Genomic DNA, 25096 nt, shown 5'->3' with positions numbered 1-25096 from the left:
ACACAAAGAAGGCCCCTGTCCTGGGACAGGGGCCTTTCCATGTGGCGGCGCCAGGGTTCGAACCTGGGTAGGCTGAGCCGGCAGATTTACAGTCTGCTCCCTTTGGCCACTCGGGCACACCGCCAGGGATTGCTGCCATAAGAACCGCTTTTCGGCGGTGCTCCTTGGCAACGACGTAAACGATACCCGATGCCCAGGGGTGCTCCGCCACTGGATTGATCAGCGGCCCGATCGGGCGCGGGTGACCGAAAACTGTTCCCGTACTCCCTGGTGGACCGGTGTGCCCCTCCGGCCCGCCGGAGCGGCACCTTCGCGCCGGGTGCATTCGGGCGATGCGGCGACGCGGCGGACTGTCGTGGCTGTCGTCGCGCGCCCGCCGGGGGCCACGGGACAGCCCTTAGGCTTTGATCGGCGACGCGGGGCCGGCAGGCACGCCGCCGCCCGTATTGCACCCCGTTCCCAGCACCCCCGATACAAGGAGCCACACGTCATGGCCGACTCCAGTTTCGACATCGTCTCGAAGGTCGAGCGGCAGGAGGTCGACAACGCCCTCAACCAGGCCGCCAAGGAAATCTCGCAGCGTTACGACTTCAAGGGCACCGGCGCCTCGATCTCCTGGTCCGGCGAGAAGATCCTCATGGAGGCCAACGGTGAGGAGCGGGTCAAGGCGATCCTCGACATCTTCCAGTCCAAGCTGATCAAGCGCGGCATCTCGCTGAAGTCGCTGGACGCGGGCGAGCCGCAGCTGTCCGGCAAGGAGTACAAGATCTTCGCCACGATCGAGGAGGGCATCTCCCAGGAGAACGCCAAGAAGGTGGCGAAGACCATCCGCGACGAGGGCCCGAAGGGCGTCAAGGCGCAGGTCCAGGGCGACGAACTCCGGGTCAGCTCGAAGAGCCGGGACGATCTGCAGGCCGTGCAGGCGCTACTGAAGGGCAAGGACTTCGACTTCGCCCTGCAGTTCGTGAACTACCGGTAGGTCTTCGGCAGGTCGTGCGCCTTCCGGGCGCGGGGTGGCGCGGAGCGGGATGCGCCGCTCCGCCCCGCACCCGGGACGCGATGTCCGAATACCGCCGGTCGCGTCGGAGCGGGGGACGCAGACTTGTCCGTACCGGACGACGATCCTGTCGATTTCCGGCTGTGACGGGCAAGGAGAGGGACGAGTCATGACCATGTACGCAACGGTCGACAGCCCGCTGGGTGAACTGCTGCTGGTCGGCGAGGAAGCCCCCGGCGCGGCCGGCGGGGTCGCCCTCGCCTCGCTCTCGCTTCCCGGCCAGAAGGGTGCCGCGGTCGTCCAGGACGGGTGGGTTCACGCACCGGAGGTCTTCGCCGGGATCGCCGCACAGCTCCGGGAGTACTTCGAGGGACGGCTGACCCGTTTCGACATCGTCCTCGCGGACGGGCTCGGCACCGATTTCCAGCGACGCGTCTGGGCCGCCCTGGACACCGTCCCGTACGGGGAGACCGTGTCGTACGGACAGATCGCCGAACGGATCGGTACGCCGGGGGCGGGTGTACGCGCCGTGGGGACGGCGATCGGGCGCAATCCCCTGCTGGTCGTACGGCCGTGCCATCGGGTGATCGGCGCCGACGGGACGCTGCGGGGTTACGCGGGTGGCGTGGAGTGCAAGGAACAGCTTCTGGGGCTGGAAGGCGCCCTGGCGGTGCGCTGACATGTCCGGGCTCTTCCCGAGGCCACGGGCCGTCGTCGCGCCGGGGGCCGTGCATGTGCCCGAGTGGCTGTCGCCGCAGCGCCAACGGGAGCTGGTGGCGGCCTGCCGGGAATGGGCGCGGGGGCCCGTGCCCCTGCGGCACACCGTGCTGCCGGGTGGTGGGGTGATGTCCGTACAGACGGTCTGCCTGGGGTGGCACTGGCAGCCGTACCGGTACTCACGTACGGCTGACGACGTGAACGGCGCACGGGTCGCCGAATTGCCCGAGTGGCTCGCGGAGTTGGGACGGGACGCCCTGTGGGAGGCGTACGGGGGCGAGGGCCCGGTGCGGACGTACGCGCCGGACACCGCCCTCATCAACTTCTATGACGGCACGGCACGGATGGGCATGCACCAGGACAAGGAGGAGCGGTCCGGCGCTCCGGTGGTGTCCCTCAGCGTCGGCGACACGTGCGTCTTCCGCTTCGGGAACACCGAGAACCGGGGAAGGCCTTACACGGACGTGGAGTTGGCCTCCGGCGACCTGTTCGTCTTCGGCGGACCCGCACGCTTCGCGTTCCACGGTGTACCGAAGGTCTACCCCGGGACGGCCGATCCGGCGACAGGATTGAGTCGTGGCCGGCTCAATCTGACCCTGCGCGAGACCGGGTTGGGTGCTCCTGGGCGCTGACGGACGTCAGCGGCGTTCGCGGGAGTTCCCGAAGAGCAGCCGGTAGAGGATCAGCAGGACCAGCGAACCGCCGATGGCCGCGACCCAGGTGGCCGTGTCGTAGAAGTCGTTGGAGATGGGGCGGTCGAGGAAACGCGAAGATATCCAGCCGCCGAGGAAGGCACCGATGATCCCGATGAGAGTGGTGCCGACCAGGCCGCCCGGGTCGCGGCCCGGCAGCAGGACCTTGGCGATGGCGCCGGCAAGCAGTCCGAGAATGATCCAACCAATAATGCTCATGCGTGCGAACCTACCCGTCACTCGGTCTTGGAATCCAAGACGTTCCTGCCGGTCGGTCGGTTGCGAACGGCCGGTCGCGGTCGGCGGCCGGGGCCATGACCCGCTCGCCCGCGCGGGGTGGTGCGCGCGGTCTTCTCCGCGACTGCCAGCAACTGCTCGGTGTCGGTCATGGGTTCATGGTGAACGACGGCACTGACAATCGGCCGGGGCCCGTCGGCGCGTGCGGGCTCCTGGCGGCGCGCTCGTGGTTCCCGACGGTGCTCGCGGCGTCCGCAGCGGCGCCGGGGTCCCCGTCCCGGCCCTTCTCCCGTCGTGACCTCTCCCGTCGCCGGATACGGCGTCCTACCAGCCGGCGAACCGCTGGTCCGTCCGGACGATCTCCTTGCCGAGGGGCATCAGGGAGACGGGAATCAGCTTGAAATTGGCGATGCCGAGCGGGATGCCGATGATCGTGATGCACAGTGCGATGCCGGTGGTGATGTGTCCGAGGGCGAGCCACCAGCCCGCGAGGATCAGCCACAGGACGTTGCCCACGCAGGAGGGCGCGCCCGCGTCCCGGCGGTCGACGACGGTGTAGCCGAAGGGCCACAGGGCGTAGATGCCGATGCGGAAGGCCGCGAGACCGAACGGGATGCCGATGATCGTGATGCACAGCAAAAGGCCTGCGGCCATGTAGCCGAGGAACATCCAGAAGCCGCACAGGACCAGCCATATGACGTTCAGGATTGTCTTCACGGGCGATGACCTGCCATCTGCTCGAGCCGGGCGATGCGCTCCGCCATCGGCGGGTGTGTCGAGAACATCTTGGACATGCCCTGGCCGGGACGGAAGGGGTTCGCGATCATCATGTGGCTCGCGGTCTCGATCCTCGGCTCTGGGGGCAGCGGGAGCTGTTTCGTGCCGGCGTCGAGTTTCCGCAGGGCGCTGGCGAGGGCCAGTGGGTCGCCGGTCAGCTGGGCTCCCGAGGCGTCCGCCTCGTATTCGCGGGAACGGCTCACGGCCAGCTGGATGACGGACGCGGCCAGTGGTCCGAGGATCATGATCAGCAGCATGCCCAGGATGCCGGGACCCTCGTCGTCGTTGGACCGGCCCACCGGGATCAGCCAGGCGAAGTTGACCAGGAACATGACGACGGAGGCGAGTGCTCCGGCGACGGACGAGATCAGGATGTCGCGGTTGTAGACATGACTCAGCTCGTGCCCGATGACTCCGCGCAGCTCCCGCTCGTCCAGGATCTGCAGGATGCCCTCGGTGCAGCAGACCGCCGCGTTGCGCGGGTTGCGGCCGGTGGCGAAGGCGTTGGGGGCCTGCGTCGGGGAGATGTAGAGCCGGGGCATTGGCTGGCGGGCCGCTGTCGAGAGCTCGCGGACCATGCGGTAGAGCTGTGGCGCCTCGAACTCGCTGACGGGGCGGGCCCGCATGGCCCTGAGCGCCAGCTTGTCGCTGTTCCAGTACGCGTAGGCGTTGGTGCCGACGGCTACGAGGAGCGCGACGATCAGGCCCGTACGTCCGAAGAAGCTTCCGATGACGATGATGAGTGCGGACAGTCCCCCGAGGAGTACGGCGGTCTTCAGCCCGTTGTGCCGGCGGTGCACGGTACGCCCTCCAAGTGGTGCGGCAGGGGAACCCTTTGCTTGGTGGTCTCCACTCCCCCAGTGGAGCCTCCCGTACAGGTCAACGCCAGGCGAGGAGAGCTAGTTCCCTTGTGCGTGCGGCCGTGGGACCGGGTCTGTCCGGCACATGTGGCCGGATCAGGCTCTGGGCCGTACGAGTGGAGGGGCCGCGTGCGACGGTCCGTGCCCGGTGGCTCAGCGCTGGGCGGGGAGGTCGGCGAGTGCGAGGGCCTCGGGGTCCGGCTTGATCTCACTGGTGCAGTGGGCGCAGCGCGAGGCGATGGCCGGGATCTCGGTGTAGCAGCGGGGGCAGTCGCGCAGGGCGGCCTTGATGTCGACCTTCTCGTCCTCCTTGGAGAAGCGGTTCTGGACCTTAGTCATGGGAACGACGACGCCGAAGTAGAGCACCGCTGCGGTGATCAGGAAGGCGATGGCGGCGGCCAGGAACTTCCCGTACGGGAAGATGGCGCCCTCGATCGAGAACTCCGCCGAGCTGAAGTCGCCGACGGAGCCGGTGGCGAGCCCGATCAGCGGCGTGATGAAGGCGGTGCTGAATCCGGTGACGACTGCGGTGAACGCGGCTCCCACGGCCAGCCCGATGGCCATGGAGATGACGTTTCCGCGCAGGATGAAGTCCTTGAACCCGTTCAGCACTGCTCTTGCTCCTCTGGAAATGGGTGCGTGTGGGGATGTGCGGGCATGACCTTGCCCTGTGCGGGCGGTGCCGGGCAAACCGATCTTGAGAACGTCGGAGTGTCAGAAGAGATTGACGGCGGCGAACCTGAGGACCGTCTGCGGGGCGCCGGAGAGCAGCACACCGACGACGGCGGTGAGGGCGATCGCGAGGGTGAGGTGGGCCGGGGCACGGTGTCCGGCGGGAACGGCGGCGCTTGCGGGTCCGCCGTCCGCCACGGGTACGGCTCCGTCCTCCGAGGCCTCCTCCGGGGAACGGAAGAGCGCGGCGGTCCACTGCAGGTAGTAGTAGAGCGCGATCACGACGTTGACGGCCATGACGACGGCGAGCCAGCCGAGTCCCGCGTCGACGGCCGCGGAGAAGACCGTGACCTTGGCGAAGAGGCCGACGATGCCGGGCGGCAGGCCGGCCAGGCAGAGCAGGAAAAAGGCCATCGCGAGGGCGGCGAGGGGGCGGGTGGCGTACAGGCCGCGGTAGTCGGAGAGCCGGTTCCCCGCGCTCGTGCGGGCGACGAGAGCGGCGACCGCGAAGGCGCCCAGGTTCACGACGGCGTACATGAGGGCGTACGCGACGGTGGAGCCGATGTGTTCGTCACTGGAGTACGCGGCGGCGGCGATCGGCACCAGGAGGTAGCCGGCCTGGGCGACGGACGACCAGGCGAGCAGGCGTACGGCGCTGCGGACGCGGGTGGCGTTCTGGCGCAGGGCGGCCACGTTGCCGATCGTCATGGTGAGCGCGGCGAGGACGGCGAGGGCCGGTCCCCAGACGTCGGCGTACGCCGGGAACGCGATCACGGTGACGAGGATGAGGCCGGAGAAGCCGACCGCCTTCCCGACTACCGAGAGGTAGGCGGCGACCGGCAGGGGGGCGCCGACATAGGTGTCGGGCACCCAGAAGTGGAAGGGCGCGGCGGCCGTCTTGAAGGCGAAGCCGACCAGGGTGAGGACGACGCCCGCCTTGGCGAGCGTGTCGAGCTGCCCCGGCACGTCGTCGAGCCGGGTGGCGAGCTCCGTGAGGTGCAGGGTGCCGGTGGTCACGTACACGAAGCTGACGCCGAGCAGCATGACGGCGGTCGCGACGACGGAGGAGAGGAAGAACTTCAGCGCGGCTTCGGAGGACCGCCGGTCGCCGCGCTTCATGCCGACCAGGGCGAAGGCGGGCAGCGAGGCGACTTCGAGGGCGATCACCAGGGTGGCGAGGTCGCGGGCGGCAGGCAGGAGTGCCGCGCCCGACGCCGAGGACAGCAGGAGGAACCAGAACTCGCCCGCGGGGAGCCTGCGTGCGTCGCCGAGGGAGAGCAGGGCGGTCAGCAGGGCGCCGCCGAGCACCAGGGCCTGGATGACGAGGGCGAAGTGGTCGGCGGTGTAGCTGCAGGCCCCGCTGCCACCGGTGCCGGTGGCAGCGGCGGTCAGGCAGAAGGTGGAGCGGTCTCCGTCGCGCAGCGGGACGAGGAAGGCGAGTGCGGCGACGAGTCCGGCCATGGTGACCCATCCGAGGAGCGGCTTGCGCTCCTCGGGGAGGAAGAGGTCGGCGACCAGGACGATCAGGGCGACGGCCGCGACGACGACCGGGGGCGCGATGGCGAGCCAGTCGACGGACTGGACGAGGCTGGTGGTGTTCTCGGCCGCTGTGGTGACGACGCCCGGGGGGACGACGGCTGTGGTCACGACTTGCCTCCTGCGAGGAGCTTCTGCACGGCAGGGTCGGTGAGGCCGAGGAGGACGGCGGGCCACAGGCCGGCGAGGACGGTGAGGGCGACGAGCGGGGTCCAGGCGGCGAATTCGTAGCTCTGGATGTCGGCGATCCGGTGCGTTTCTTCGCGCTTCTCGCCCATGCAGACCCGGCGCACGACCAGGAGCATGTACGCGGCGGTGAGCAGGGTGCCGAACGCGGCGATCGACATGAAGGTGAGGAAGGCGGGGCGGCTGAGCCCCTCGGCCGGGTCGAACGAGCCGAACAGGGCGAGCATCTCGCCCCAGAAACCGGCGAGTCCGGGCAGGCCCAGGGAGGCGACGGCGGCGAAGGCGAGGAGGCCGCCGAGGCGGGGCGCGCGGCCGTAGAGCGCGGCCCCGGTGGCGCCGGAGAGGGTGTCGAGGTCTGCGGTGCCGTACCGGTCCTTGACCGCGCCCACCAGGAAGAACAGCAGGCCGGTGATGAGGCCGTGGGCGATGTTGGCGAAGAGCGCGCCGTTGACCCCGGTGGGGGTCATGCTCGCGATGCCGAGGAGCACGAAGCCCATGTGTCCGACGGAGGAGTAAGCGATCAGGCGCTTGAGATCGCCCTTGGAGCCCGGCCGGACCAGCGCGAGGCAGGCGAGCGATCCGTAGACGATGCCGACGACCGCGAAGGCGGCGAGGTAGGGCGCGAAGGTGTGCATCCCGTCCGGGGCGATGGGAAGCAGGATACGGACGAATCCGTACGTGCCCATCTTCAGCAGGACGCCCGCCAGCAGGACCGAGCCGACGGTCGGGGCGGCGGTGTGGGCGTCCGGGAGCCAGCTGTGCAGCGGCCACATCGGGGTCTTCACGGCAAGCCCGACACCGATCGCCAGAACGGCGATGACCTGCACGGACGAGGTGAGGCCCCGGCCGTTGTCAGTGGCGAGTGCCACCATGTCGAAGGTGCCGCTCTTCAGTCCGATGAGGAGCAGGCCCAGCAGCATGATCACCGAGCCGAGCAGTGTGTAGAGGATGAACTTCCAGGCGGCGGCCTGCCTCGCGGCACCGCCCCAGCGGGCGATGAGGAAGTACATCGGGATGAGCACCATCTCGAACGCCAGGAAGAACAGCAGCAGGTCGAGGACGGCGAAGGTCGCGAGGGTGCCGGACTCCAGGACGAGGACGAGTGCGACGAAGGCCTTCGGGGAGGGGCCCGCAGGCATCTTGAAGTAGCTGTAGAGCGCGCAGAGGAAGGTCAGCAGCGCGGTCAGCACGAGAAGGGGGAGCGAGATGCCGTCGATGCCGAGATGGATGCGGACGTCGAGCGCCGGGATCCAGCTGATGTCGGTGGTGGCCTGCATCTTCGACGGATGGTCGTGGTCGAAGCCGGCGGCCAGCACGATCGTGGCGAGAAGGATCGCGCCGGTGACGGTCACACCGTGGCGGAGCACGGCCTGGTCGGGGCTGGATCCCTTCAGTCCGGGCGGGGCCGGCAGGAGCGCGGCCGCGGCGCCGACGAGGGGGGCGACCACGATGAACGCGAGAAGGAACTGCATCACGGATGCGCTGATATCGATCACGGCTCACGACCCGGCGTTGATGGTGGCGAAGACGACGGCGGCGACCGCCAGGACCAGGGAACCGGCGAGGAGTGCGCTGAGGTAGGTCTGCACATTGCCGGTCTGGGCACGGCGGACGGCGGTGCCGAGCCAGCGGGCGCCGGTGCCGGAGCCGCGTACGTATGTGTCGACGACCTCGCGGTCCAGGAAGCTGACGAGACTCGCCGCGGCCCGTACGGGGCGGACGAACAGCGTCGTGTACAGGGCGTCGAGGTGGAAGCCGGCGGCGGCGTGGCGGTGCAGCGGGCCCAGCAGCAGGCGGCCCGGGTCGGCCGGGTCGGGGACCTCTCCGTCCGCGCCGTAGGCGGCTGTGTGGGCCGTCATCGCCTGGGCTTCGACGAGTGCGGGTTCGGCGTCGGGGTGGGCGACAACCATGCCCGCCGGGGTGCGGGCGGCGAGCGCCGAGGTGTGGCGCCAGGCGCCGTACGTGACGAGGCCGCCGACGAGCCCGACGCCGGTGGAGAGGACGGCGGTGGTCAGGGACGGGCTGAGGCTGTGCCCGTCGAACCAGTCGGTGATCGCTCCGACGGTCAGTCCGAAGGCGATGGTGGGGACGGCGAGGACCCAGAGGACGGCGGTCATCGCGACGGGCTGCCTGCCGTGATCGGGGGCTTCGGCACCGCGGCCCCGGAAGGCGAGGAGCCAGAGGCGGGTGGCGTAGGCGGCGGTGAGGACGGCGGCGAGCAGTCCGGCGACGAGGACGGTCCAGCCGGCGGCGGCCGGGGCGACGTGCCGGTCCCCGAGGGCCGTGTGCTCGGCTGCGACGAGGACGGCTTCCTTGGAGAAGAAGCCGGCGAACGGCGGGATGGCGGCGAGCGCGAGAAGGGCGACGGTCATCGTCCAGCAGGCGTCCGGGATGCGCTTCGCCAGGCCGCCCATGCGGGACATGGCGGCCAGCGAGTTGGTCCCGGCGGCGTGGATGACGACGCCCGCCGCGAGGAAGAGGACGGCCTTGAACGCACCGTGGGACAGGAGGTGGAAGACGGCGGCGCCGCGATCGCCGACGGCCAGGGCACCGGACATGTAGCCGAGCTGGCCGATCGTCGAGTACGCGAGGACGCGTTTGATGTCGTCCTGGGCGAGGGCGGCGATTCCCGAGCCGATCATCGTGATCGCCGCCATCACGGCGAGGACGACGAGGGCCGCGCCGGACTGGGCGAAGACGGGCAGGAGCCGGGCCACGAAGTAGATGCCGGCGGCGACCATCGTCGCGGCGTGGATCAGCGCGGAGACGGGGGTCGGGCCGGCCATCGCGTCGGGCAGCCAGGTGTGCAGGGGGAACTGGGCGGACTTGCCGGCGACGCCCGCGAGGAGCAGCAGGGCGATGAGCGTGGGGTGGTCCAGACCGCCGTTCGCGACGGCGCCCAGGATGCGGGTGATGCGGAACGAGCCCGTGTCGGCGGCGAGCGCGAACAGGCCGATCAGGAAGGGGACGTCGCCGAGCTTGGTGACCAGGAAGGCCTTGAGGGAGGCGGCGCGGGCTTCGGCCGTCTCCCAGTAGTGGCCGACGAGGAAGTACGAGCAGATGCCCATGATCTCCCAGCCGACCAGCAGCACCATCAGGTCGCCGGAGTAGACGACGAGCAGCATCGCGGAGGTGAAGAGGGAGACGAGGGCCGCGTACGAGGGGTAGCGGGGATCGTCGCGCAGATAGGCGGTCGAGTAGATCTGCACGCAGGTCGCGACGAGCCCCACCAGGACTGCGACGAGAACGGCGAAGCCGTCGAGGTGCAGGGCAAGGTCGATGGGGACCGAGCCGGTGGGGGTGAGCCGGGTCGCCGCGTCGATGGCCCGTCCCCCGCCCTGGCGGGAGGCGATGACGGCGGTGAGCACGAAGGCGGTGAGCGTGGGCAGTACGGCCAGGGGGCGTACGTAGCCGGGCGCGCGGCGTCCGAGAAGGAGACCGGCCGCGGCGCCCAGGAACGGAAGGAGGGGGACGAGGACGGCGAGGGTCGTGGTGGTCACGCGGTGGCCTCTGCCTTCTTTGCCTTCCCTGCCGCAGCAGTGGCCTGGTCTTCGGTGCCGATGGCCTCGTCGCCGGGGAGGGATTCGGCGGCGTCGGTCTCGGCGGTGTCTCGGAGGCGGTCGACGTCGGAGGTGCCGCGGTTGCGGTGGACGGCGAGGACGATCGACAGGCCGATGCCGATCTCCGCAGCGGCGATGGCGATGGTGAACAGTGTGAGGGCCTGGCCGGAGTGGAGGGTGTCGCGGAGCCAGACGTCGAAGGCGACCAGGTTGAGGTTGACGGCGTTGAGCATCAGCTCGACGGACATCAGGACCAGGATCGCGTTGCGGCGGGCGAGCACTCCGTACAGCCCGGTGCAGAAGAGGAGGGCGGCGAGCACTGCGGGATAGGCGAGGTGCATCAGCTCTGCTCCTTACCGCGCTTGCGGGACAGGACGATCGCGCCGACGAGGGCGGCGAGCAGCAGGACGGAGAGTGCTTCGAACGGCAGCACCCAGTGCCGGAAGAGGAAGGAACCGGTCGCCTCGGTCGAGCCCCGGGCCGGCCCGTCCAGGTCGATCCAGGTGGTGCGGAAGGCGTCGACGACGACCCAGACGAGTGTGCCGGCGGCGGCCGCCGCCACCCCGAGGGCGGCCCAGCGGTTGCCCGAATCGGCATCCGGGGAGCGGCCGATGGGGGCCTTGGTGAGCATCAGTCCGAAGAGCAGGAGGACGACCACGGAACCGACATAGATCAGTACCTGCACCCAGGCGATGAACTCCGCGGTGAGCAGGAGGTACTCGACGGCGAGACCACCGAGCGCCACGACCAGCCAGAGGGCGGCGTGCACCAGCTGCCTGGTCGTGACGGTGACGAGGGCCGCGCCGAGGGTGGCGATGCCGACGAGGACGAAAGCGATCTCGATGCCGGTCGGTGAGAGGAAGCCGGAGGAGGCGGAGTGGGCCGCGGCGGCTGCGAGTGTCACTCCTCCCCCTCTTCTTCCGTCGGGACCTGCTGGGACTGCTGGGCTTCCTGTGCCTGCTGTGCCTGTTCGACTTCCTTGATCCGCTGGGCTTCGAGCTTCTCCGCCGTCTTGCGGGCGGCGGCGATCTCCTTCGGTTCCTCCGCGCCCGGGTCGAGCGCGGGCGGTTCCGGCACCGTCCACATCCACTCGCGGAGCTTGTCGCGCTCATGAGTGAGTTCGAGGATGTCCGTCTCCGCGTACTCGAACTCCGGCGACCAGAACAGTGCGTCGAAGGGACACACCTCGATACAGATACCGCAGTACATGCAGAGCGAGAAGTCGATCGCGAAACGGTCGAGGACATTGCGGCTGCGCTCGCGGCCGCCCGGGGCGGCGGCGGGCACCGTCTCCTTGTGGGAGTCGATGTAGATGCACCAGTCCGGGCATTCACGGGCGCAGAGCATGCAGACCGTGCAGTTCTCCTCGAACAGGGCGATGACGCCGCGGGAGCGGGGCGGGAGCTCGGGCTGGACGTCCGGGTACTGCGCGGTGACCGTCTTCCTCGTCATCGTCCGCAGGGTGACGGCCAGGCCCTTGGCCAGGCCGGAGCCGGGGATGCGGGGCCGGGAGGTCGGGAGCGACTCGGCCATCAGTTCATCGCCACCTTCACGATGCCGGTGAGCGCGATCTGCGCGAGAGCGAGCGGAATGAGGGTGGTCCAGGCGAGCTTCTGCAGCTGGTCCTCGCGGAGCCGGGGATAGCTCACGCGCAGCCAGATGACGACGAAGGCGAGGACCGCGATCTTGAGGAGCGTCCAGAGCCAGCCGAGGCCGTCGGCGCCGAACGGACCGTGCCAGCCGCCGAGGAAGAGGACGGTGGTCAGTCCGCACAGGACGACGATGCCCGCGTACTCGGCCAGCAGGAACAGCGCGAAACGGAGGCCGGTGTACTCGGTGTACGCGCCGAAGATGATCTCCGAGTCGGCGACCGGCATGTCGAACGGCGGGCGCTGCAGCTCGGCGAGCCCGGCCACGAAGAAGACCAGGGCGCCGACGATCTGCCAGGGCAGCCACCACCACTCGAAGGCGTCGAGGATGCCCGGGAGGGAGACGGTGCCGGCCGCCATGGCCACGGAGGCGGCGGCGAGCAGCATCGGCAGTTCGTAGGCGAGCAGCTGGGCTGCGGTACGCAGGCCCCCGAGGAGGGAGAATTTGTTGGCCGAGGCCCAGCCCGCCATCAGTGAGCCCAGCACTCCGACGCCCATCACGGCGAGCACGAAGAAGATGCCCGCGTCGACGACCTGTCCGACCGCGCCCTCGCCGGGGCCGATCGGGATGGCGACGAGCACGAGGAGGTACGGAAGCAGGGCGACGGCCGGTGCGAGCTGGAAAACGCGGCGGTCGGCCTCGGCCGGGACGATGTCTTCCTTCTGCGCGAACTTCACGCCGTCCGCGACGAGCTGGGCCCAGCCGTGGAAGCCGCCCGCGTACATGGGTCCCAGGCGGCCCTGCATATGGGCCATCACCTTGTGCTCGGTCTGCCCGACGACGAGCGGGAGGACCATGAACACGGCGAAGACGATGACGAGCCGGAGGGCGACGTCGAGTACGTCGTTCACGCGCCATCGCCTCCGGAAGGACGGTCGGGATGCGGCTCGGACGTGGGATCCGGGGCCGGGGTGGTGGGCTGGTCGGGGGCCGTCTCGTCGCGGGCGCCCGTGGAGGACGGCTCGGGTTCGGGGGCGCCCGTGGAAGACGGCTCGGGTTCGGGGGCGTCGGTGGAGGACGGTTCGGGCTCGGACGCGTCCGCCGCGGACGGTTCGGGCTCGGAAGTGGCGTCGTAGGCGGGGCGGGCGTGGTGCCACGGGGCGTCGCCGCTTCCCGACTTCGGCGTCGGCTTCTTCCGCGAGGGCTCCGGGGCCGCCGCGCCCGGACCTGCCCCGCCCGGAGCTGTCTGGTTCCGGGCCGCCTGGTCCTGGGCCGCCTGGTCCGAGGTCGATCCCATCGGTGTCGTCCCGGATGCGGCCGGTCCGGTCGTGGCCGGTCCGGTCGTGGCCGGTCCGGTCGTGGTCGGCTTCTCCGGCTCGGGCCGCTGGCTCGCCGAGCCCTGCGACGCGCTCCGGGCACGGCGCGGGGCTGCGGGAGGCGCGGACCCGGCCGTCGACGCCGCCCGCTCCGGCTGCTGGCTCGCCGAGCCCTCGCTCACACTGCGGGCGCGGCGCACCGGGCGGTCACCCGCGGTGCGCGGGGTACGGGCCGGGCGGGACGGGGCGGGCGGGAGCTGGCCCTTCAAGGGGCCCCATTCGTTCGGATCGGGGACGCCGGGCGGCAGCATCGTGCGCCGCTTCGGGCCGCCGTGCTCCGACTCGCCCGGCTCCTTCGCACCCGGCCAGGCCTTCGCGACGCGTGCCGCCAGCACGAAGTCCTTGCGCAGCGGATGGCCCTCGAAGCCCTCGGGCAGCAGCAGCGGCACCAGATGCGGATGGCCCTCGAAGCCGATGCCGAACATCTCGTGTGTCTCGCGCTCGTGCCAGGCGGCGCCCGCGTAGATGTCGACGGCGGTGGGGAGGACCGCCGCGTCGTGCGCGACGGTCGTACGGATCAGGAGCCGACGGACCCTGCCCTCGGCCAGGGCGGCGACGTGGACGCAGACGCTGAAGCCCGTGCCCGGCTCGTCGACCGCGCTCAGCCAGTCGAAATAGGTGCAGCCCAGCGTGTCGCGGGCCGTTTCGAGGGCGGCGGTCCAGGAGGCGGCCGGGACGTCGACGGTCAGCAGGTCGTACGCGGACTCGGCCGTCGCTCCCTCGCCGAAGAGCTCGGCCGCGGCATCCGGGAGGCGGTCGTAGGCGTCGCCGGCAGAGGCGTCGGTCATGTGCGGTCCTCCCCCGGTGTCGGCGGGGCGGCCACCAGGCCGCTGCGCAGTGCGGCGGTGGAGGGACGGCCACCGCCCGGCGTGTAGCGCTCGCCCAGCGACTCGCGGGCGATCTTCTCCTGAAGCTTGAGGATGCCCTGGAGGAGCGCCTCGGGCCGGGGCGGGCAGCCGGGTACGTAGACATCGACCGGGATGATCTGGTCGACGCCCTTCGTCACGGAGTACGAGTCCCAGTACGGGCCGCCGCAGTTGGAGCAGGCGCCGAAGGAGATGACGTACTTGGGCTCGGGCATCTGCTCGTACAGCCGCTTCACGGCCGGGGCCATCTTGTCCGTCACCGTGCCGGAAACGATCATGAGGTCTGCCTGGCGCGGACCGGGCGCGAAGGGGATCACTCCGAGCCGGATGAAGTCGTGCCGGGCCATGGAGGCGGCGATGAATTCGATGGCGCAGCAGGCGAGCCCGAAGTTGAAGACCCAGAGGCTGTAGCGGCGGCCCCAGTTCAGGATCACCTTCATCGGCTCCGGGGCCAGGCGCGACAGGACGCCGAGCCGCTTGGGCTCCGGCAGGAACGTCGGAACGGGCTGCGGTTCGGGCCCCGCCCCGGGCACCGGCTCCGTCCCCGATCGCGCTGCGGGGCGGTGCTCGGGGGGCGGCGGGCTCGTCACGTCCATTCGAGGACGCCCTTCTTCCATGCGTAGAGCAGTCCTACGGCCAGGAAACCGAGGAAGATGAACATTTCCACCAGAGTCGTCGCCCCGTATCCGGGAGCGGCGAATACGGTCGCCCACGGAAACAGGAAGATCGAGTCGACGGCGAAGATCACGTACAGGAAGGCATAGACGTAATAACGGACCTGGGTATGTGCCCATCCTTCACCCACCGGGTCCACGCCGCACTCGTACGTCAGGAGTTTCTCCGGCGTGGGCACCACGGGGCGCAGCAGTCGGCCTGCCCCGAAGGCCACCGCGACGAACAGCACACCGATCACGGCGAGCAGTCCGACCACGGAATAGCCGTGGAAGTAGTCCGACGCGAGAACGGTCGATTCCGGCAGATCCGCCACGTCCGTCCCTCGCTCCCTCGAACCCGTTCGACGATCTGTACGCACGGGAGTCTAGGCCCTGTTAAAGGGAGGGTAAGCAGCCGCATCGGACAACGGGTGGGGTTATCCCTACTTCACGCCACCCACGAGCCCCATGGCATGCGCGGGCGCCGCCCGGCAGGCTGGTGCGTATGACCATGAGCCCCCTGGTGCCCGACAACGACCGGCCACCGCCCGCCCGCTTCGCCCTCGATCGGTGGACATGGAAGGAGATCGGCCATCTGCTGGCCAACCTCCCCATGGCCCTGGCCGGGTTTGTTTACACAGTTGTCATGATCGCCATCGGCATGGGGCTCGCGGTCACGGTGATCGGTCTCCCTCTGCTCGCCGCCGGGCTGCAGGGAGCGCGGCTGATCGGCCGGGCCGAGCGGGGCCGGGCGCGGGCGCTGCTCGGGGTGTGGGTCGACGAGCCCAGCCCGACGGTCCTGTCCCGCCGCGAGCAGGGCTTCTTCCCCTGGCTGTGGTCGAGCCTGATGGACCCGGTGGGCTGGCGGGCAGTGTTGTACTCCTTCATCCGGCTGCCCTGGGGCGTACTCACATTCGTCGTGGTCCTTGTGAGCCTCTTCCTGCTGTGGCCGGTGCTCCCCTTCATCGCGCGGTTCCTCGCCAATGCCGACCGGGCGATGGCGCGCGGGCTGCTGTCGCCCTCCGACGAGCTGGAGCGCAGGATCGCCGAGCTGGAGTCGGACCGCGGGGTGGTCGTCGACACGGCCGCCGCCGACCTGCGCCGCATCGAGCGCGACCTGCACGACGGCGCACAGGCCCGCCTCGTCGCCCTCGCCATGGACCTCGGCCTGGCGAAGGAGAAGCTGACCGACGACCCCGAGGCCGCCGCCCGCATGGTCGACGAGGCCCACGGCGAGGTCAAGGTCGCCCTCCAGGAACTCCGCGACCTCGCCCGCGGCATCCACCCCGCCGTCCTCACCGACCGCGGACTCGACGCCGCACTCTCCGCCATCGCCTCCCGCTGCACCGTCCCCGTGACGGTGGGGGTGGATCTGGCGTCCCGGCCCGCCGAAGCCATCGAGGGCATCGCGTACTTCACGGTCTCCGAGCTGCTGCAGAACGTGAGCAAACACAGCGCCGCCCGTTCGGCGTCCGTCGAGGTGTGGCGGGCCGGGGACCGACTGCTGGTCCAGGTCACCGACGACGGGCAGGGCGGAGCCCGGATGGACGGCGGTACGGGCATGGCCGGGCTGGCCGAACGGCTGGGTGCCGTCGACGGGCTGTTCGTCCTCGACTCACCGGTCGGTGGGCCCACGACGGTCACCGCGGAACTGCCCTGGCGGGACCGGGACGGGGAGAAGGAGCCGAACCGCCCCCGGGCGGCCAGGCGCCCGTAGAGCCGGTTGGGCCCGGCCGGCCCGGACCCACCCGATCCCGGCCGGCCCGGGGCCGCCCCATCCCGTCCGGCCCGGCGGGATCCAGCCCGCCCCGGCCCGGCACGATCCCGCCCGATCCGGCATGCTCTCCGGGGCGGACACTCCCCGGCCGCCCTCGCCAGGTGGGGGAAACCCCCGGTCGAAGACGGATACCGCCCTCATGGTGCGCCGGCCCGAGGCCCAGCACCCTTGATGGAGCGGCCGGAGCCCCGGAACCACCGGGGCACCGGCCACCGCCCCGCAACCCGGGCCCCCGGAATCCCGGATCCCGGAACCCCGGGGAACCCGGAGCACGAACCCTCGACCGCATCCCAGACCGCCGAGAAGAAACGGACAGCACCCATGGCCACGGCATATGGACCTGACACTCGGGACCACCAGCGGTCCGGAGCCGGTCTCGGGGGTCATCCCCCGGAGAAGCACTTCTTCCCGGCCGCGCTGCGCGCGCCCTTCGAGGGCAGGACCTGGCGCGAGTTCGGCTATCTCCTGCTGAGCCTGCCGATCAGCACGGTGCTGTTCAGCCTCTCGGTCGCCCTGACGTGCCTGAGCGCCGGCATGCTGATCACCTTTCTCGGCATCCCGATCCTGGCCGGCACGCTGGTCATGTGCCGAGGGTTCGGCGCACTGGAGCGGGCACGAGCGCGCGGGCTGCTGAAGCTGGACGTGGCGGACCCGGCACCGGCGCGCGGCAAGACCGGCGGCCTGATGCCCTGGGTGGGCGCGGTCCTCAAGAGCGGGGTCTCCTGGCGGCATCTGCTCTACGCGCTGCTGCACTTCCCGTGGGCGGTCTTCGCCTTCGTCGTCTCGCTGACGCTCTGGACGTGCGGGTGGGCCACCTTCACCTACCCGCTGTGGCACTGGGTCTTCCCGTCGTACGTGGGGACCGGCGGTATTCAGCTGTACGGCGACAAGACCCACCAGGTCTACCTGGACTCCTCCTTCGATCTGGCCGCGACCAGCGTGTGCGGTCTGGTGGTCGTCCTCGTCACCCCGTGGATCATCCGCGGCCTGACGAACGTGGACCGGCTGATGGTGGCCGGGCTGCTCGGGCCGTCCCGGCTGGCGACGCGCGTCTCGGAGCTGGAGTCGGACCGCGGGGTGGTCGTCGACACGGCCGCCGCCGACCTGCGCCGCATCGAGCGCGACCTGCACGACGGCGCACAGGCCCGCCTCGTCGCCCTCGCCATGGACCTCGGCCTGGCGAAGGAGAAGCTGACCGACGACCCCGAGGCCGCCGCCCGCATGGTCGACGAGGCCCACGGCGAGGTCAAGGTCGCCCTCCAGGAACTCCGCGACCTCGCCCGCGGCATCCACCCCGCCGTCCTCACCGACCGCGGACTCGACGCCGCACTCTCCGCCATCGCCTCCCGCTGCACCGTCCCCGTGACGGTCGAGGTGGATCTGGCGTCCCGGCCCGCCCAGGCCATCGAGGGCATCGCGTACTTCACGGTCTCCGAACTGCTGCAGAACGTGAGCAAACACGCCCGCGCGACCCATGCGTCGGTCGATGTGTGGCGGACCGCGGACCGGCTGCTGGTCCAGGTCGTCGACAACGGGCGCGGCGGCGCCGACATGTCGTCGGGGAGCGGACTGGCCGGGCTGGCCGAACGGCTGGAAGCGGTGGACGGCGTCCTCGTCGTGGACTCGCCGCAGGGCGGTCCGACGCGGATCACGGCCGAGTTGCCGTGGCGCGGCTGAGCACACCCCCATGGCGCCGTGACGAGAAAACCCCAGGTCGCAGCGGCTTTCACTGCTCCTCGTCCCCGGCCGCCGCGTCGGCTCGATTCCGAGCCGGTACGGCGGCCGGGGACACCGCGCTGCCGATACTGGGATGCTGGAAGCCGTAAGGGCACAACCAGCGAACAATGGGGGAAACAGCGTCATGGTGGAGGACAGAGTGCGGGTAGTGATCGCCGAGGATTCGGTACTGCTCCGAGAGGGGCTCACCCGGCTGCTGACCGATCTCGGGCATGACGTCGTCGCCGGGGTGGGGGACGCCGAGGCGCTGATCAAGACGGTGCACGACCTCGCCGGACAGGACGCGCTGCCCGATGTGGTGGTCGCCGACGTGCGGATGCCGCCGACCCACACCGACGAGGGCGTGCGGGCGGCCGTACGGCTGCGCAAGGACTATCCCGGGATCGGGGTACTGGTCCTTTCGCAGTACGTCGAGGAGCAGTACGCGACCGAGTTGCTGGCCGGGTCCAGCCGGGGTGTGGGGTATCTGCTGAAGGACCGGGTCGCCGAGGTCCGGGAGTTCGTGGACGCGGTGGTCCGGGTGGCGCAGGGCGGCACGGCGCTGGACCCGGAGGTGGTGGCGCAGCTGCTGGGCCGGAGCCGTAAGCAGGACGTCCTGGCCGGGCTGACGCCGCGTGAGCGCGAGGTCCTCGGCCTGATGGCGGAGGGGCGGACGAACTCCGCGGTGGCCAGGCAGCTCGTGGTGAGCGACGGCGCCGTGGAGAAGCACGTCAGCAATATCTTCCTGAAGCTGGGCCTGTCGCCCAGTGACGGGGATCACCGCCGGGTGCTGGCGGTATTGACCTACCTGAACTCCTGAGGAGCTGACACCCTGTCAGATATCTGATGGGCGTCGCGCGCATCACCGAGGTCACCGCGGGGGCCGGCGTCGGCCACCGCGGTGGCCGGGATCCCGGCCAGCGCAGAGCGCCCCGGGGTCCTAGAACCAAAGAATGAGTGCACAGCGTCTTCGTCGAACGGCTGGGGGGCTTGCAAAACATGACAAATCGCTATCAAATCGCGTCTCAAAACAACGTCCACCATATGGTCGGTCCAGGGAAGGCGACCCTTACCGACGTAGGGTGGGCCTTGGGACCGCCGGCGGGCCGGCCGGTCCCGAGCAGCCGCCCCGAGGGAGGTCCAGTTCAGTGACCAGCCAGGTCAGTAGCCCAGCCGAACAGGCCGATGAGGCCAGCGAGGCGCTCGTCGGGGGACAGCGTGCCCCCCGCCCCGGTCACGCGGGCGCCGGCGAGAAGGAGATCCGCCGTCTGGACCGGGTGATCATCCGCTTCGCGGGTGACTCCGGAGACGGTATGCAGCTCACGGGTGACCGGTTCACCTCGGAGACCGCTTCCTTCGGGAACGATCTTTCCACGCTGCCGAACTTCCCCGCCGAGATCCGCGCCCCCGCAGGCACCCTGCCGGGGGTTTCCTCGTTCCAGCTGCATTTCGCCGATCATGACATCCTGACGCCGGGCGACGCCCCGAACGTCCTGGTCGCGATGAATCCTGCCGCCCTCAGGGCAAACCTCGGCGATGTGCCGCGCGGCGCCGAAATCATCGTCAACACCGATGAATTCACCAAACGCCCGATGGCGAAGGTCGGCTATGAGACCAGCCCCCTGGAGGACGGCTCACTGGACGCCTACAACGTCCACCCCGTCCCGCTGACCACGCTGACGATCGAGGCGCTGAAGGAGTTCGGGCTCTCCCGCAAGGAGGCCGAGCGCTCGAAGAACATGTTCGCGCTCGGGCTGCTCTCCTGGATGTACCACCGGCCGACCGAGGGAACCGAGGCGTTTCTTCGCGCCAAGTTCGCCAAGAAGCCGCAGATCGCCGAGGCGAACGTGACCGCGTTCCGGGCCGGGTGGAACTTCGGGGAGACGACGGAGGACTTCGCGGTCAGCTACGAGGTGGCGCCCGCCTCCCAGGCCTTCCCGACCGGCACGTACCGCAACATCTCCGGGAACCTGGCGCTGTCCTACGGCCTGATCGCCGCGGGCCGGCAGGCGGATCTGCCGCTCTACCTGGGCTCGTACCCGATCACCCCGGCCTCCGACATCCTGCACGAGCTCAGCAAGCACAAGAACTTCGGTGTACGGACCTTCCAGGCCGAGGACGAGATCGCCGGCATCGGTGCCGCGCTGGGCGCCGCGTTCGGCGGGTCCCTCGCGGTGACGACGACCTCCGGGCCGGGGGTGGCCCTGAAGTCGGAGACCATCGGGCTCGCCGTCTCCCTCGAACTGCCGCTGATCGTCATCGACATCCAGCGCGGCGGCCCGTCCACCGGCCTGCCCACCAAGACCGAGCAGGCCGACCTGCTCCAGGCGATGTACGGGCGCAACGGCGAGGCCCCGGTCCCGATCGTCGCCCCGAGGACCCCGGCGGACTGCTTCGACGCCGCCCTCGACGCCGCCCGGATCGCGTTGACCTACCGCACCCCGGTCTTCCTGCTCTCCGACGGCTACCTCGCCAACGGCTCCGAGCCGTGGAAGATCCCCGAGATCGACGAACTACCCGATCTGCGCGTCCGGTTCGCCACCGGCCCGAACCACGAACTGGCCGACGGCACCGAGGTGTTCTGGCCGTACAAGCGCGACCCGCAGACCCTGGCCCGCCCGTGGGCGATCCCCGGCACCCCCGGCCTCGAACACCGCATCGGCGGCATCGAGAAGCAGGACGGCAGCGGCAACATCTCCTACGACCCCGCCAACCACGACTTCATGGTCCGCACCCGCCAGGCCAAGATCGACGGCATCGAGGTCCCCGACCTCGACGTCGACGACCCGGCCGACGCACGGACGCTCGTGCTGGGCTGGGGCTCCACCTACGGCCCCATCACCGCCGCCGTCCGCCGGCTGCGTGCCGCAGGGCACCCCATCGCCCAGGCTCATCTGCGCAACCTCAACCCCTTCCCGACGAATCTCGGCGAGGTGCTGAAGCGTTACGACAAGGTGGTCGTGCCGGAGATGAACCTGGGCCAGCTCGCCACGCTCATCCGGGCCAAGTACCTTGTCGACGCGCACAGTTACAACCAGGTCAACGGTATGCCGTTCAAGGCCGAACAGCTCGCGACGGCTCTCAAGGAGGCCATCGATGCCTGACACCAACGAACTTCTCCAACTGGTGCCCAAGGCCGAGGCCAAACAGTCCATGAAGGACTTCAAGTCCGACCAGGAGGTGCGCTGGTGCCCCGGCTGCGGTGACTACGCGGTCCTCGCCGCCGTACAGGGCTTCATGCCCGAACTCGGACTGGCGAAGGAGAACATCGTCTTCGTCTCCGGCATCGGCTGCAGTTCCCGCTTCCCGTACTACATGAACACCTACGGGATGCACTCGATCCATGGCCGCGCCCCGGCCATCGCCACCGGCCTCGCCTCCTCCCGCCGCGACCTGTCCGTCTGGGTCGTCACGGGCGACGGCGACGCGCTCTCCATCGGCGGCAACCACCTCATCCACGCGCTGCGGCGCAACGTGAACCTCAAGATCCTGCTCTTCAACAACCGGATCTACGGACTCACCAAGGGCCAGTACTCCCCCACCTCCGAAATCGGCAAGATCACCAAGTCGACGCCGATGGGCTCGCTCGACGCCCCCTTCAACCCGGTGTCCCTGGCCATCGGAGCGGAGGCGTCCTTCGTCGCCCGCACCATCGACTCCGACCGCAAGCACCTGACGAGCGTGCTGCGCGCGGCGGCCGACCACCCAGGCACGGCGCTGGTGGAGATCTACCAGAACTGCAACATCTTCAACGACGGCGCCTTCGAGATCCTCAAGGACAAGGACCAGGCACAGAACGCCGTCATCCGGCTGGAGCACGGCCGGCCGATCCTCTTCGGCACGGACGACACCAAGGGTGTGGTCCGCGACCCGGCCACCGGCGACCTCAAGGTCGTCACGGTCACGGAGGAGAACCGGTCCCAGGTCCTCGTCCACGACGCCCATGCGGCCAGCCCCACCACGGCCTTCGCGCTGTCCCGGCTCGCCGATGCCGACACCCTGCACCAGACCCCCATCGGGGTACTGCGCAGCGTCGACCGGCCGGTCTACGACACACAGATGGCCGAACAGCTCGACACCGCCGTCGAGAGGGACGGCAAGGGCGACCTGGCCGCACTGCTCGCGGGCAACGACAACTGGACGGTCGTCGGCTGAGGGCTGTCCCGTGATCCGTGGTGGATCAGCGCGCGGCGTCAGATGCGGTGCATCGCAAGGCGGAGGGACGTCCGCATACTGGATGTATGCGGATGTTCCGGCAACGCGGCGAGGTGCCGTAGCTGTCGTCGCGCGCCCGCCGGGGATTACGGGACAGCCCTCAGGACCTTTCGCTCGGATCCGGCCTGATCCGAGCAGAAGGCCCTCGTCGACACCCGCAGGGGTACGCCGCCTCGCCGGACGGGCTGAATTTCGGCCCGTCCGGCGTTTGCGACCAGGGGTGCGACCGGCCACCGCGCACCATGTGGCCATGGCCCTGGACCGCCCCGCGTACCGCATCAAGCGGCGTCTGCTCGGCAGAGCGCTCACCACCGAGCGCATCAGCGAGGAGAAGCTCGACAACCGGACGGCGCTCGGGGTGCTCGCCTCCGACTGCATCAGTTCGTCCGCGTACGGCTCCGAGGAGATGCTCCGGGTCCTCGTGCCCGTCGTCGGTGCCGCCGCCTTCACCCTGCTCATGCCGGTGACCGGCGCGATCCTGCTCGTCCTGCTGCTGCTGACCCTCTGCTACAGCGATGTCGTGATGATCTACACCCGGGCGGGCGGTTCGTACGTCGTCGCCCGGGAGAACTTCGGGCCCAACGTCGCACAGATCGCCGCCGTGGCGCTGCTGGTCGACTACATCGTCACCGTCGCCGTCCAGGTCTCGGCCGGCACCAACGCCCTGATCTCGCTCGCCCATCTGATCGGCAACGACTTCACCGGCCTGGACCATCTCCAGCTGCCGGTCTCCTTCGCCGTCATCGTGCTGCTCGCGTACGGGAATCTGCGCGGGGTCCGCGAGGCGGGCCGGGCCTTCGCGCTGCCCGCCTATCTCTTCATGACCGCCGTCGGCCTCATCCTGCTGGTCGCCGCGCTGCGCGGGCTCACCGGTGAGCTGCCGCACGCCGATCTGCATGCCGACGGGGTCGTGCCGCTCGGCACCCCGGGCAACGGCTGGCTGTACGGCGCCTCGCTCTTCATCGTGCTGCGCTCGTTCGCCAACGGCGGCTCGTCCCTCACCGGGCTCGAAGCGATCTCCAACGGCATCTCCACGTTCCGTGAACCCCAGGGCCGCAACGCCCGCCGCACCCTCATCGCCATGAGCGTGGTCCTGGGCATTCTCGTCCTCGGTGTCTCCACGCTGGCGCACTTCACCCATGCCGTCCCGTACACCGACGGCACTCCGACCGTCATCGCGCAGGAGGCCCATCTCGCGTTCGGCGGCGGCCCGCTCGGGACGGTCGGACTGGTCTTCGTACAGCTGGCGACCGCGCTGGTCCTGTACACCGGCGCCAACACCCCGTTCACCGGCTTCCCGTACCTCGCCAGCTTCGTCGCCGCGGACCGGTTCCTGCCGAGGATGCTGACCCGGCGCGGGCACCGGCTGGCGTTCTCCAACGGCATCATCGCGCTGACCGTCGTCTCGCTGGCGCTGCTGCTGGTGACCGGCGCCAGCGTGGACCGGCTGGTGGCGCTGTACGCGATCGGCGTGTTCACCGCCTTCACCATGGCCGGGGCCGGCCTCACCGCGTACCACCTCAGGCGCCGGGAGCCGTACCGCCGGCTGAAGATCGCGGTCAACGGGCTCGCCGCGGCCAGCTCGGCCACCGTCGTACTGATCTTCGCGGTCACCAAGTTCACCGAGGGCGCCTGGCTGGTCGTGGTGGTCTTCCCGCTCGGGGTCTGGGCACTGACGCGGATCAACCGCGAGTACCGGCACGAGGCCGTCGCGCTGCAGAGCATCCACGCTCCGGGCGCCGACCGCGCGCGCTACCGCCGCCATCTGGTCTTCGTCCTCGTCGAGACGCTCGACCTGGCGACGCTGAAGGCCCTGCGGTACGCCCATGAACTGCGCCCGGACGAGATCCGGGCGGTGCATTTCGCGATCGACGAGGCGTACGGCAGACGGCTGGCCGCCCGCTGGGAGGCGACGGACGCCACATCCGTCTCGCTGGAGCTGGTGCAGTGCCCGGACCGGCGGCTGCGCCACGCGATGAAGGAGCTGGCCTCCCGCACCACGGAGGACGGGAACACCTGGCTGACGGTGCTGGTGCCCCGGCGGACGTACAGCAATGTGCTCGGGAAGCTGTTGCACCGGGGCACGGGCGAGCAGATGGCGAAGACGCTGGCGCAGCTGCCGCATGTGGCGGTGACGATCCTGCCGTTCGACGTCTCGCGGGCGCTGCGGGCGCTGGAGGAGGGGCGCTCGCCTCAGCCGGACTGATCCTGGAGTCCCCGGGCGTCCCGCGCCTCGCGCGCCTTCTGCCGGTCATAGGTCCCGCGCGCCGCCTGCACGGCGTCCAGGCGGCGCTCCGTCCAGCGTGCCAGCGCCCACACCTGCTCGGCGGCCTCCCGGCCCAGCCCGGTGAGCGAGTAGTCCACCCGCGGCGGGATCACCGGTTTCGCGTCCCGGTGCACGAAGCCGTCGCGCTCCAGCGTCTGGAGGGTCTGGGCCAGCATCTTCTCGCTGACGCCGCCGACTTCGCGGCGCAGCTCGCTGAAGCGGTACGAGCGTTCCAGAAGGGCGGCGAGGACCAGCACGCCCCAGCGGCTGGTGACGTGTTCGAGCACCAGCCGGGAGGGGCACATCTGCCGGTTCACATCGGGCTTCGGGTTCAGGTCACTCACGCTCATACCAGTACCTTACTTCAAAGTGGGTACTTTCGATTGGTTAGTGCTCTCCGTAG

25 protein-coding genes and 1 tRNA gene are annotated in these 25096 nt (G+C 70.0%); 9 read left to right on the top strand and 17 right to left on the bottom strand.

Features of this window, described 5'->3' with window-relative positions; all coding sequences use genetic code 11:
- Positions 1 to 42 precede the first annotated feature (42 nt).
- Positions 43 to 124: transfer RNA gene (locus ACF1B9_RS23775), tRNA-Tyr, on the bottom strand.
- A 366-nt stretch (positions 125 to 490) separates the two neighbouring features.
- Between ACF1B9_RS23775 and ACF1B9_RS23770 the strand changes: the two genes are divergently transcribed.
- From ACF1B9_RS23770 to ACF1B9_RS23760, 3 genes are all read left to right on the top strand, one after another.
- Entirely contained in the window at positions 491 to 979 is a 489-nt protein-coding gene (locus tag ACF1B9_RS23770) for a YajQ family cyclic di-GMP-binding protein (protein ID WP_351085021.1), read from the top strand.
- 187 nt (positions 980 to 1166) lie between these two features.
- Positions 1167 to 1676, top strand: coding sequence for a methylated-DNA--[protein]-cysteine S-methyltransferase (locus ACF1B9_RS23765; RefSeq protein WP_391738787.1), 510 nt, complete (start codon positions 1167 to 1169; stop codon positions 1674 to 1676).
- A 1-nt stretch (position 1677) separates the two neighbouring features.
- Entirely contained in the window at positions 1678 to 2346 is a 669-nt protein-coding gene (locus ACF1B9_RS23760; protein WP_391738785.1) for an alpha-ketoglutarate-dependent dioxygenase AlkB family protein, read from the top strand.
- A 6-nt stretch (positions 2347 to 2352) separates the two neighbouring features.
- Here ACF1B9_RS23760 and ACF1B9_RS23755 read toward each other — a convergent pair whose 3' ends face one another.
- The 15 genes from ACF1B9_RS23755 to ACF1B9_RS23685 all read right to left on the bottom strand — a co-directional run bounded on the left by ACF1B9_RS23755 (position 2353) and on the right by ACF1B9_RS23685 (position 15054).
- Positions 2353 to 2625, bottom strand: coding sequence for a GlsB/YeaQ/YmgE family stress response membrane protein (locus ACF1B9_RS23755; protein ID WP_351085015.1), 273 nt, complete (start codon positions 2623 to 2625; stop codon positions 2353 to 2355).
- Positions 2626 to 2642: 17 nt separating this feature from the next.
- On the bottom strand, positions 2643 to 2795 hold the full coding sequence (locus ACF1B9_RS23750; RefSeq protein WP_391738783.1) for a hypothetical protein: 153 nt from the start codon (positions 2793 to 2795) through the stop codon (positions 2643 to 2645).
- Positions 2796 to 2967: 172 nt separating this feature from the next.
- Positions 2968 to 3360 (bottom strand): YccF domain-containing protein, encoded by a 393-nt coding sequence (locus ACF1B9_RS23745; RefSeq protein ID WP_391738781.1) that lies wholly within the window; start codon positions 3358 to 3360, stop codon positions 2968 to 2970.
- Positions 3357 to 4220, bottom strand: a complete 864-nt coding sequence (gene htpX / locus ACF1B9_RS23740; protein WP_351085008.1) for a zinc metalloprotease HtpX — start codon at positions 4218 to 4220, stop codon at positions 3357 to 3359. Before htpX ends, ACF1B9_RS23745 begins: the two co-directional genes overlap by 4 nt.
- Before the next feature lie 213 nt (positions 4221 to 4433).
- Positions 4434 to 4892: a large conductance mechanosensitive channel protein MscL gene (gene mscL, locus ACF1B9_RS23735; RefSeq protein ID WP_391738779.1), complete on the bottom strand. Its 459-nt coding sequence runs from the start codon at positions 4890 to 4892 to the stop codon at positions 4434 to 4436.
- 102 nt (positions 4893 to 4994) lie between these two features.
- The gene (locus ACF1B9_RS23730; protein WP_391738777.1) at positions 4995 to 6599 is read right to left on the bottom strand and encodes an NADH-quinone oxidoreductase subunit N; all 1605 of its coding nucleotides are present in this window, start codon (positions 6597 to 6599) and stop codon (positions 4995 to 4997) included.
- Positions 6596 to 8146 carry a NuoM family protein gene (locus tag ACF1B9_RS23725; RefSeq protein WP_391739313.1) on the bottom strand — a complete coding sequence of 517 codons (1551 nt, stop codon included), beginning with the start codon at positions 8144 to 8146 and terminating at the stop codon, positions 6596 to 6598. Before ACF1B9_RS23725 ends, ACF1B9_RS23730 begins: the two co-directional genes overlap by 4 nt.
- Positions 8147 to 8173: 27 nt before the next feature.
- Complete coding sequence (locus ACF1B9_RS23720) at positions 8174 to 10174, bottom strand: NADH-quinone oxidoreductase subunit L (RefSeq protein WP_391738775.1); 2001 nt, start codon at positions 10172 to 10174, stop codon at positions 8174 to 8176.
- Positions 10171 to 10575: an NADH-quinone oxidoreductase subunit NuoK gene (nuoK, locus tag ACF1B9_RS23715; RefSeq protein ID WP_351085000.1), complete on the bottom strand. Its 405-nt coding sequence runs from the start codon at positions 10573 to 10575 to the stop codon at positions 10171 to 10173. The genes ACF1B9_RS23720 and nuoK overlap by 4 nt, the downstream gene beginning before the upstream one ends.
- Positions 10575 to 11138: an NADH-quinone oxidoreductase subunit J gene (locus ACF1B9_RS23710; RefSeq protein ID WP_391738773.1), complete on the bottom strand. Its 564-nt coding sequence runs from the start codon at positions 11136 to 11138 to the stop codon at positions 10575 to 10577. Before ACF1B9_RS23710 ends, nuoK begins: the two co-directional genes overlap by 1 nt.
- Positions 11135 to 11767 (bottom strand): NuoI/complex I 23 kDa subunit family protein, encoded by a 633-nt coding sequence (locus ACF1B9_RS23705; protein ID WP_391738771.1) that lies wholly within the window; start codon positions 11765 to 11767, stop codon positions 11135 to 11137. Before ACF1B9_RS23705 ends, ACF1B9_RS23710 begins: the two co-directional genes overlap by 4 nt.
- Positions 11767 to 12735 (bottom strand): NADH-quinone oxidoreductase subunit H, encoded by a 969-nt coding sequence (locus tag ACF1B9_RS23700; protein ID WP_391738769.1) that lies wholly within the window; start codon positions 12733 to 12735, stop codon positions 11767 to 11769. The genes ACF1B9_RS23705 and ACF1B9_RS23700 overlap by 1 nt, the downstream gene beginning before the upstream one ends.
- Positions 12732 to 13988, bottom strand: coding sequence for an NADH-quinone oxidoreductase subunit C (locus ACF1B9_RS23695; protein WP_391738767.1), 1257 nt, complete (start codon positions 13986 to 13988; stop codon positions 12732 to 12734). Before ACF1B9_RS23695 ends, ACF1B9_RS23700 begins: the two co-directional genes overlap by 4 nt.
- A complete protein-coding gene (locus ACF1B9_RS23690) occupies positions 13985 to 14662 on the bottom strand; it encodes an NADH-quinone oxidoreductase subunit B (protein ID WP_391738765.1) in 678 nt (225 codons plus the stop codon). The genes ACF1B9_RS23695 and ACF1B9_RS23690 overlap by 4 nt, the downstream gene beginning before the upstream one ends.
- Entirely contained in the window at positions 14653 to 15054 is a 402-nt protein-coding gene (locus ACF1B9_RS23685; RefSeq protein ID WP_189544080.1) for an NADH-quinone oxidoreductase subunit A, read from the bottom strand. Before ACF1B9_RS23685 ends, ACF1B9_RS23690 begins: the two co-directional genes overlap by 10 nt.
- Before the next feature lie 170 nt (positions 15055 to 15224).
- Between ACF1B9_RS23685 and ACF1B9_RS23680 the strand changes: the two genes are divergently transcribed.
- From ACF1B9_RS23680 to ACF1B9_RS23655, 6 genes are all read left to right on the top strand, one after another.
- On the top strand, positions 15225 to 16436 hold the full coding sequence (locus tag ACF1B9_RS23680) for a sensor histidine kinase (protein WP_391738760.1): 1212 nt from the start codon (positions 15225 to 15227) through the stop codon (positions 16434 to 16436).
- A gap of 381 nt (positions 16437 to 16817) precedes the next feature.
- On the top strand, positions 16818 to 18173 hold the full coding sequence (locus ACF1B9_RS23675; protein WP_391738758.1) for a sensor histidine kinase: 1356 nt from the start codon (positions 16818 to 16820) through the stop codon (positions 18171 to 18173).
- 184 nt (positions 18174 to 18357) lie between these two features.
- A complete protein-coding gene (locus tag ACF1B9_RS23670; protein ID WP_305137553.1) occupies positions 18358 to 19032 on the top strand; it encodes a response regulator transcription factor in 675 nt (224 codons plus the stop codon).
- 328 nt (positions 19033 to 19360) lie between these two features.
- On the top strand, positions 19361 to 21316 hold the full coding sequence (locus tag ACF1B9_RS23665; protein WP_391738755.1) for a 2-oxoacid:acceptor oxidoreductase subunit alpha: 1956 nt from the start codon (positions 19361 to 19363) through the stop codon (positions 21314 to 21316).
- Entirely contained in the window at positions 21309 to 22367 is a 1059-nt protein-coding gene (locus ACF1B9_RS23660; RefSeq protein ID WP_391738753.1) for a 2-oxoacid:ferredoxin oxidoreductase subunit beta, read from the top strand. The genes ACF1B9_RS23665 and ACF1B9_RS23660 overlap by 8 nt, the downstream gene beginning before the upstream one ends.
- 310 nt (positions 22368 to 22677) lie before the next feature.
- Positions 22678 to 24633, top strand: coding sequence for an APC family permease (locus tag ACF1B9_RS23655; RefSeq protein ID WP_391738751.1), 1956 nt, complete (start codon positions 22678 to 22680; stop codon positions 24631 to 24633).
- On the opposite strand, the gene ACF1B9_RS23650 is transcribed toward ACF1B9_RS23655, so the two are convergent.
- Entirely contained in the window at positions 24621 to 25043 is a 423-nt protein-coding gene (locus ACF1B9_RS23650; RefSeq protein WP_391738749.1) for a winged helix-turn-helix transcriptional regulator, read from the bottom strand. The two genes, ACF1B9_RS23655 and ACF1B9_RS23650, sit on opposite strands and share 13 nt — an antisense overlap.
- Between the last annotated feature and the right edge of the window lie 53 nt (positions 25044 to 25096).

The organism is Streptomyces sp. NPDC014727 (assembly GCF_043083485.1).
Lineage (GTDB): Bacteria > Actinomycetota > Actinomycetes > Streptomycetales > Streptomycetaceae > Streptomyces.
The sequence above is the reverse complement of the archived record's forward strand: the minus strand, read 5'-3'. Positions and strand labels throughout refer to the sequence as shown.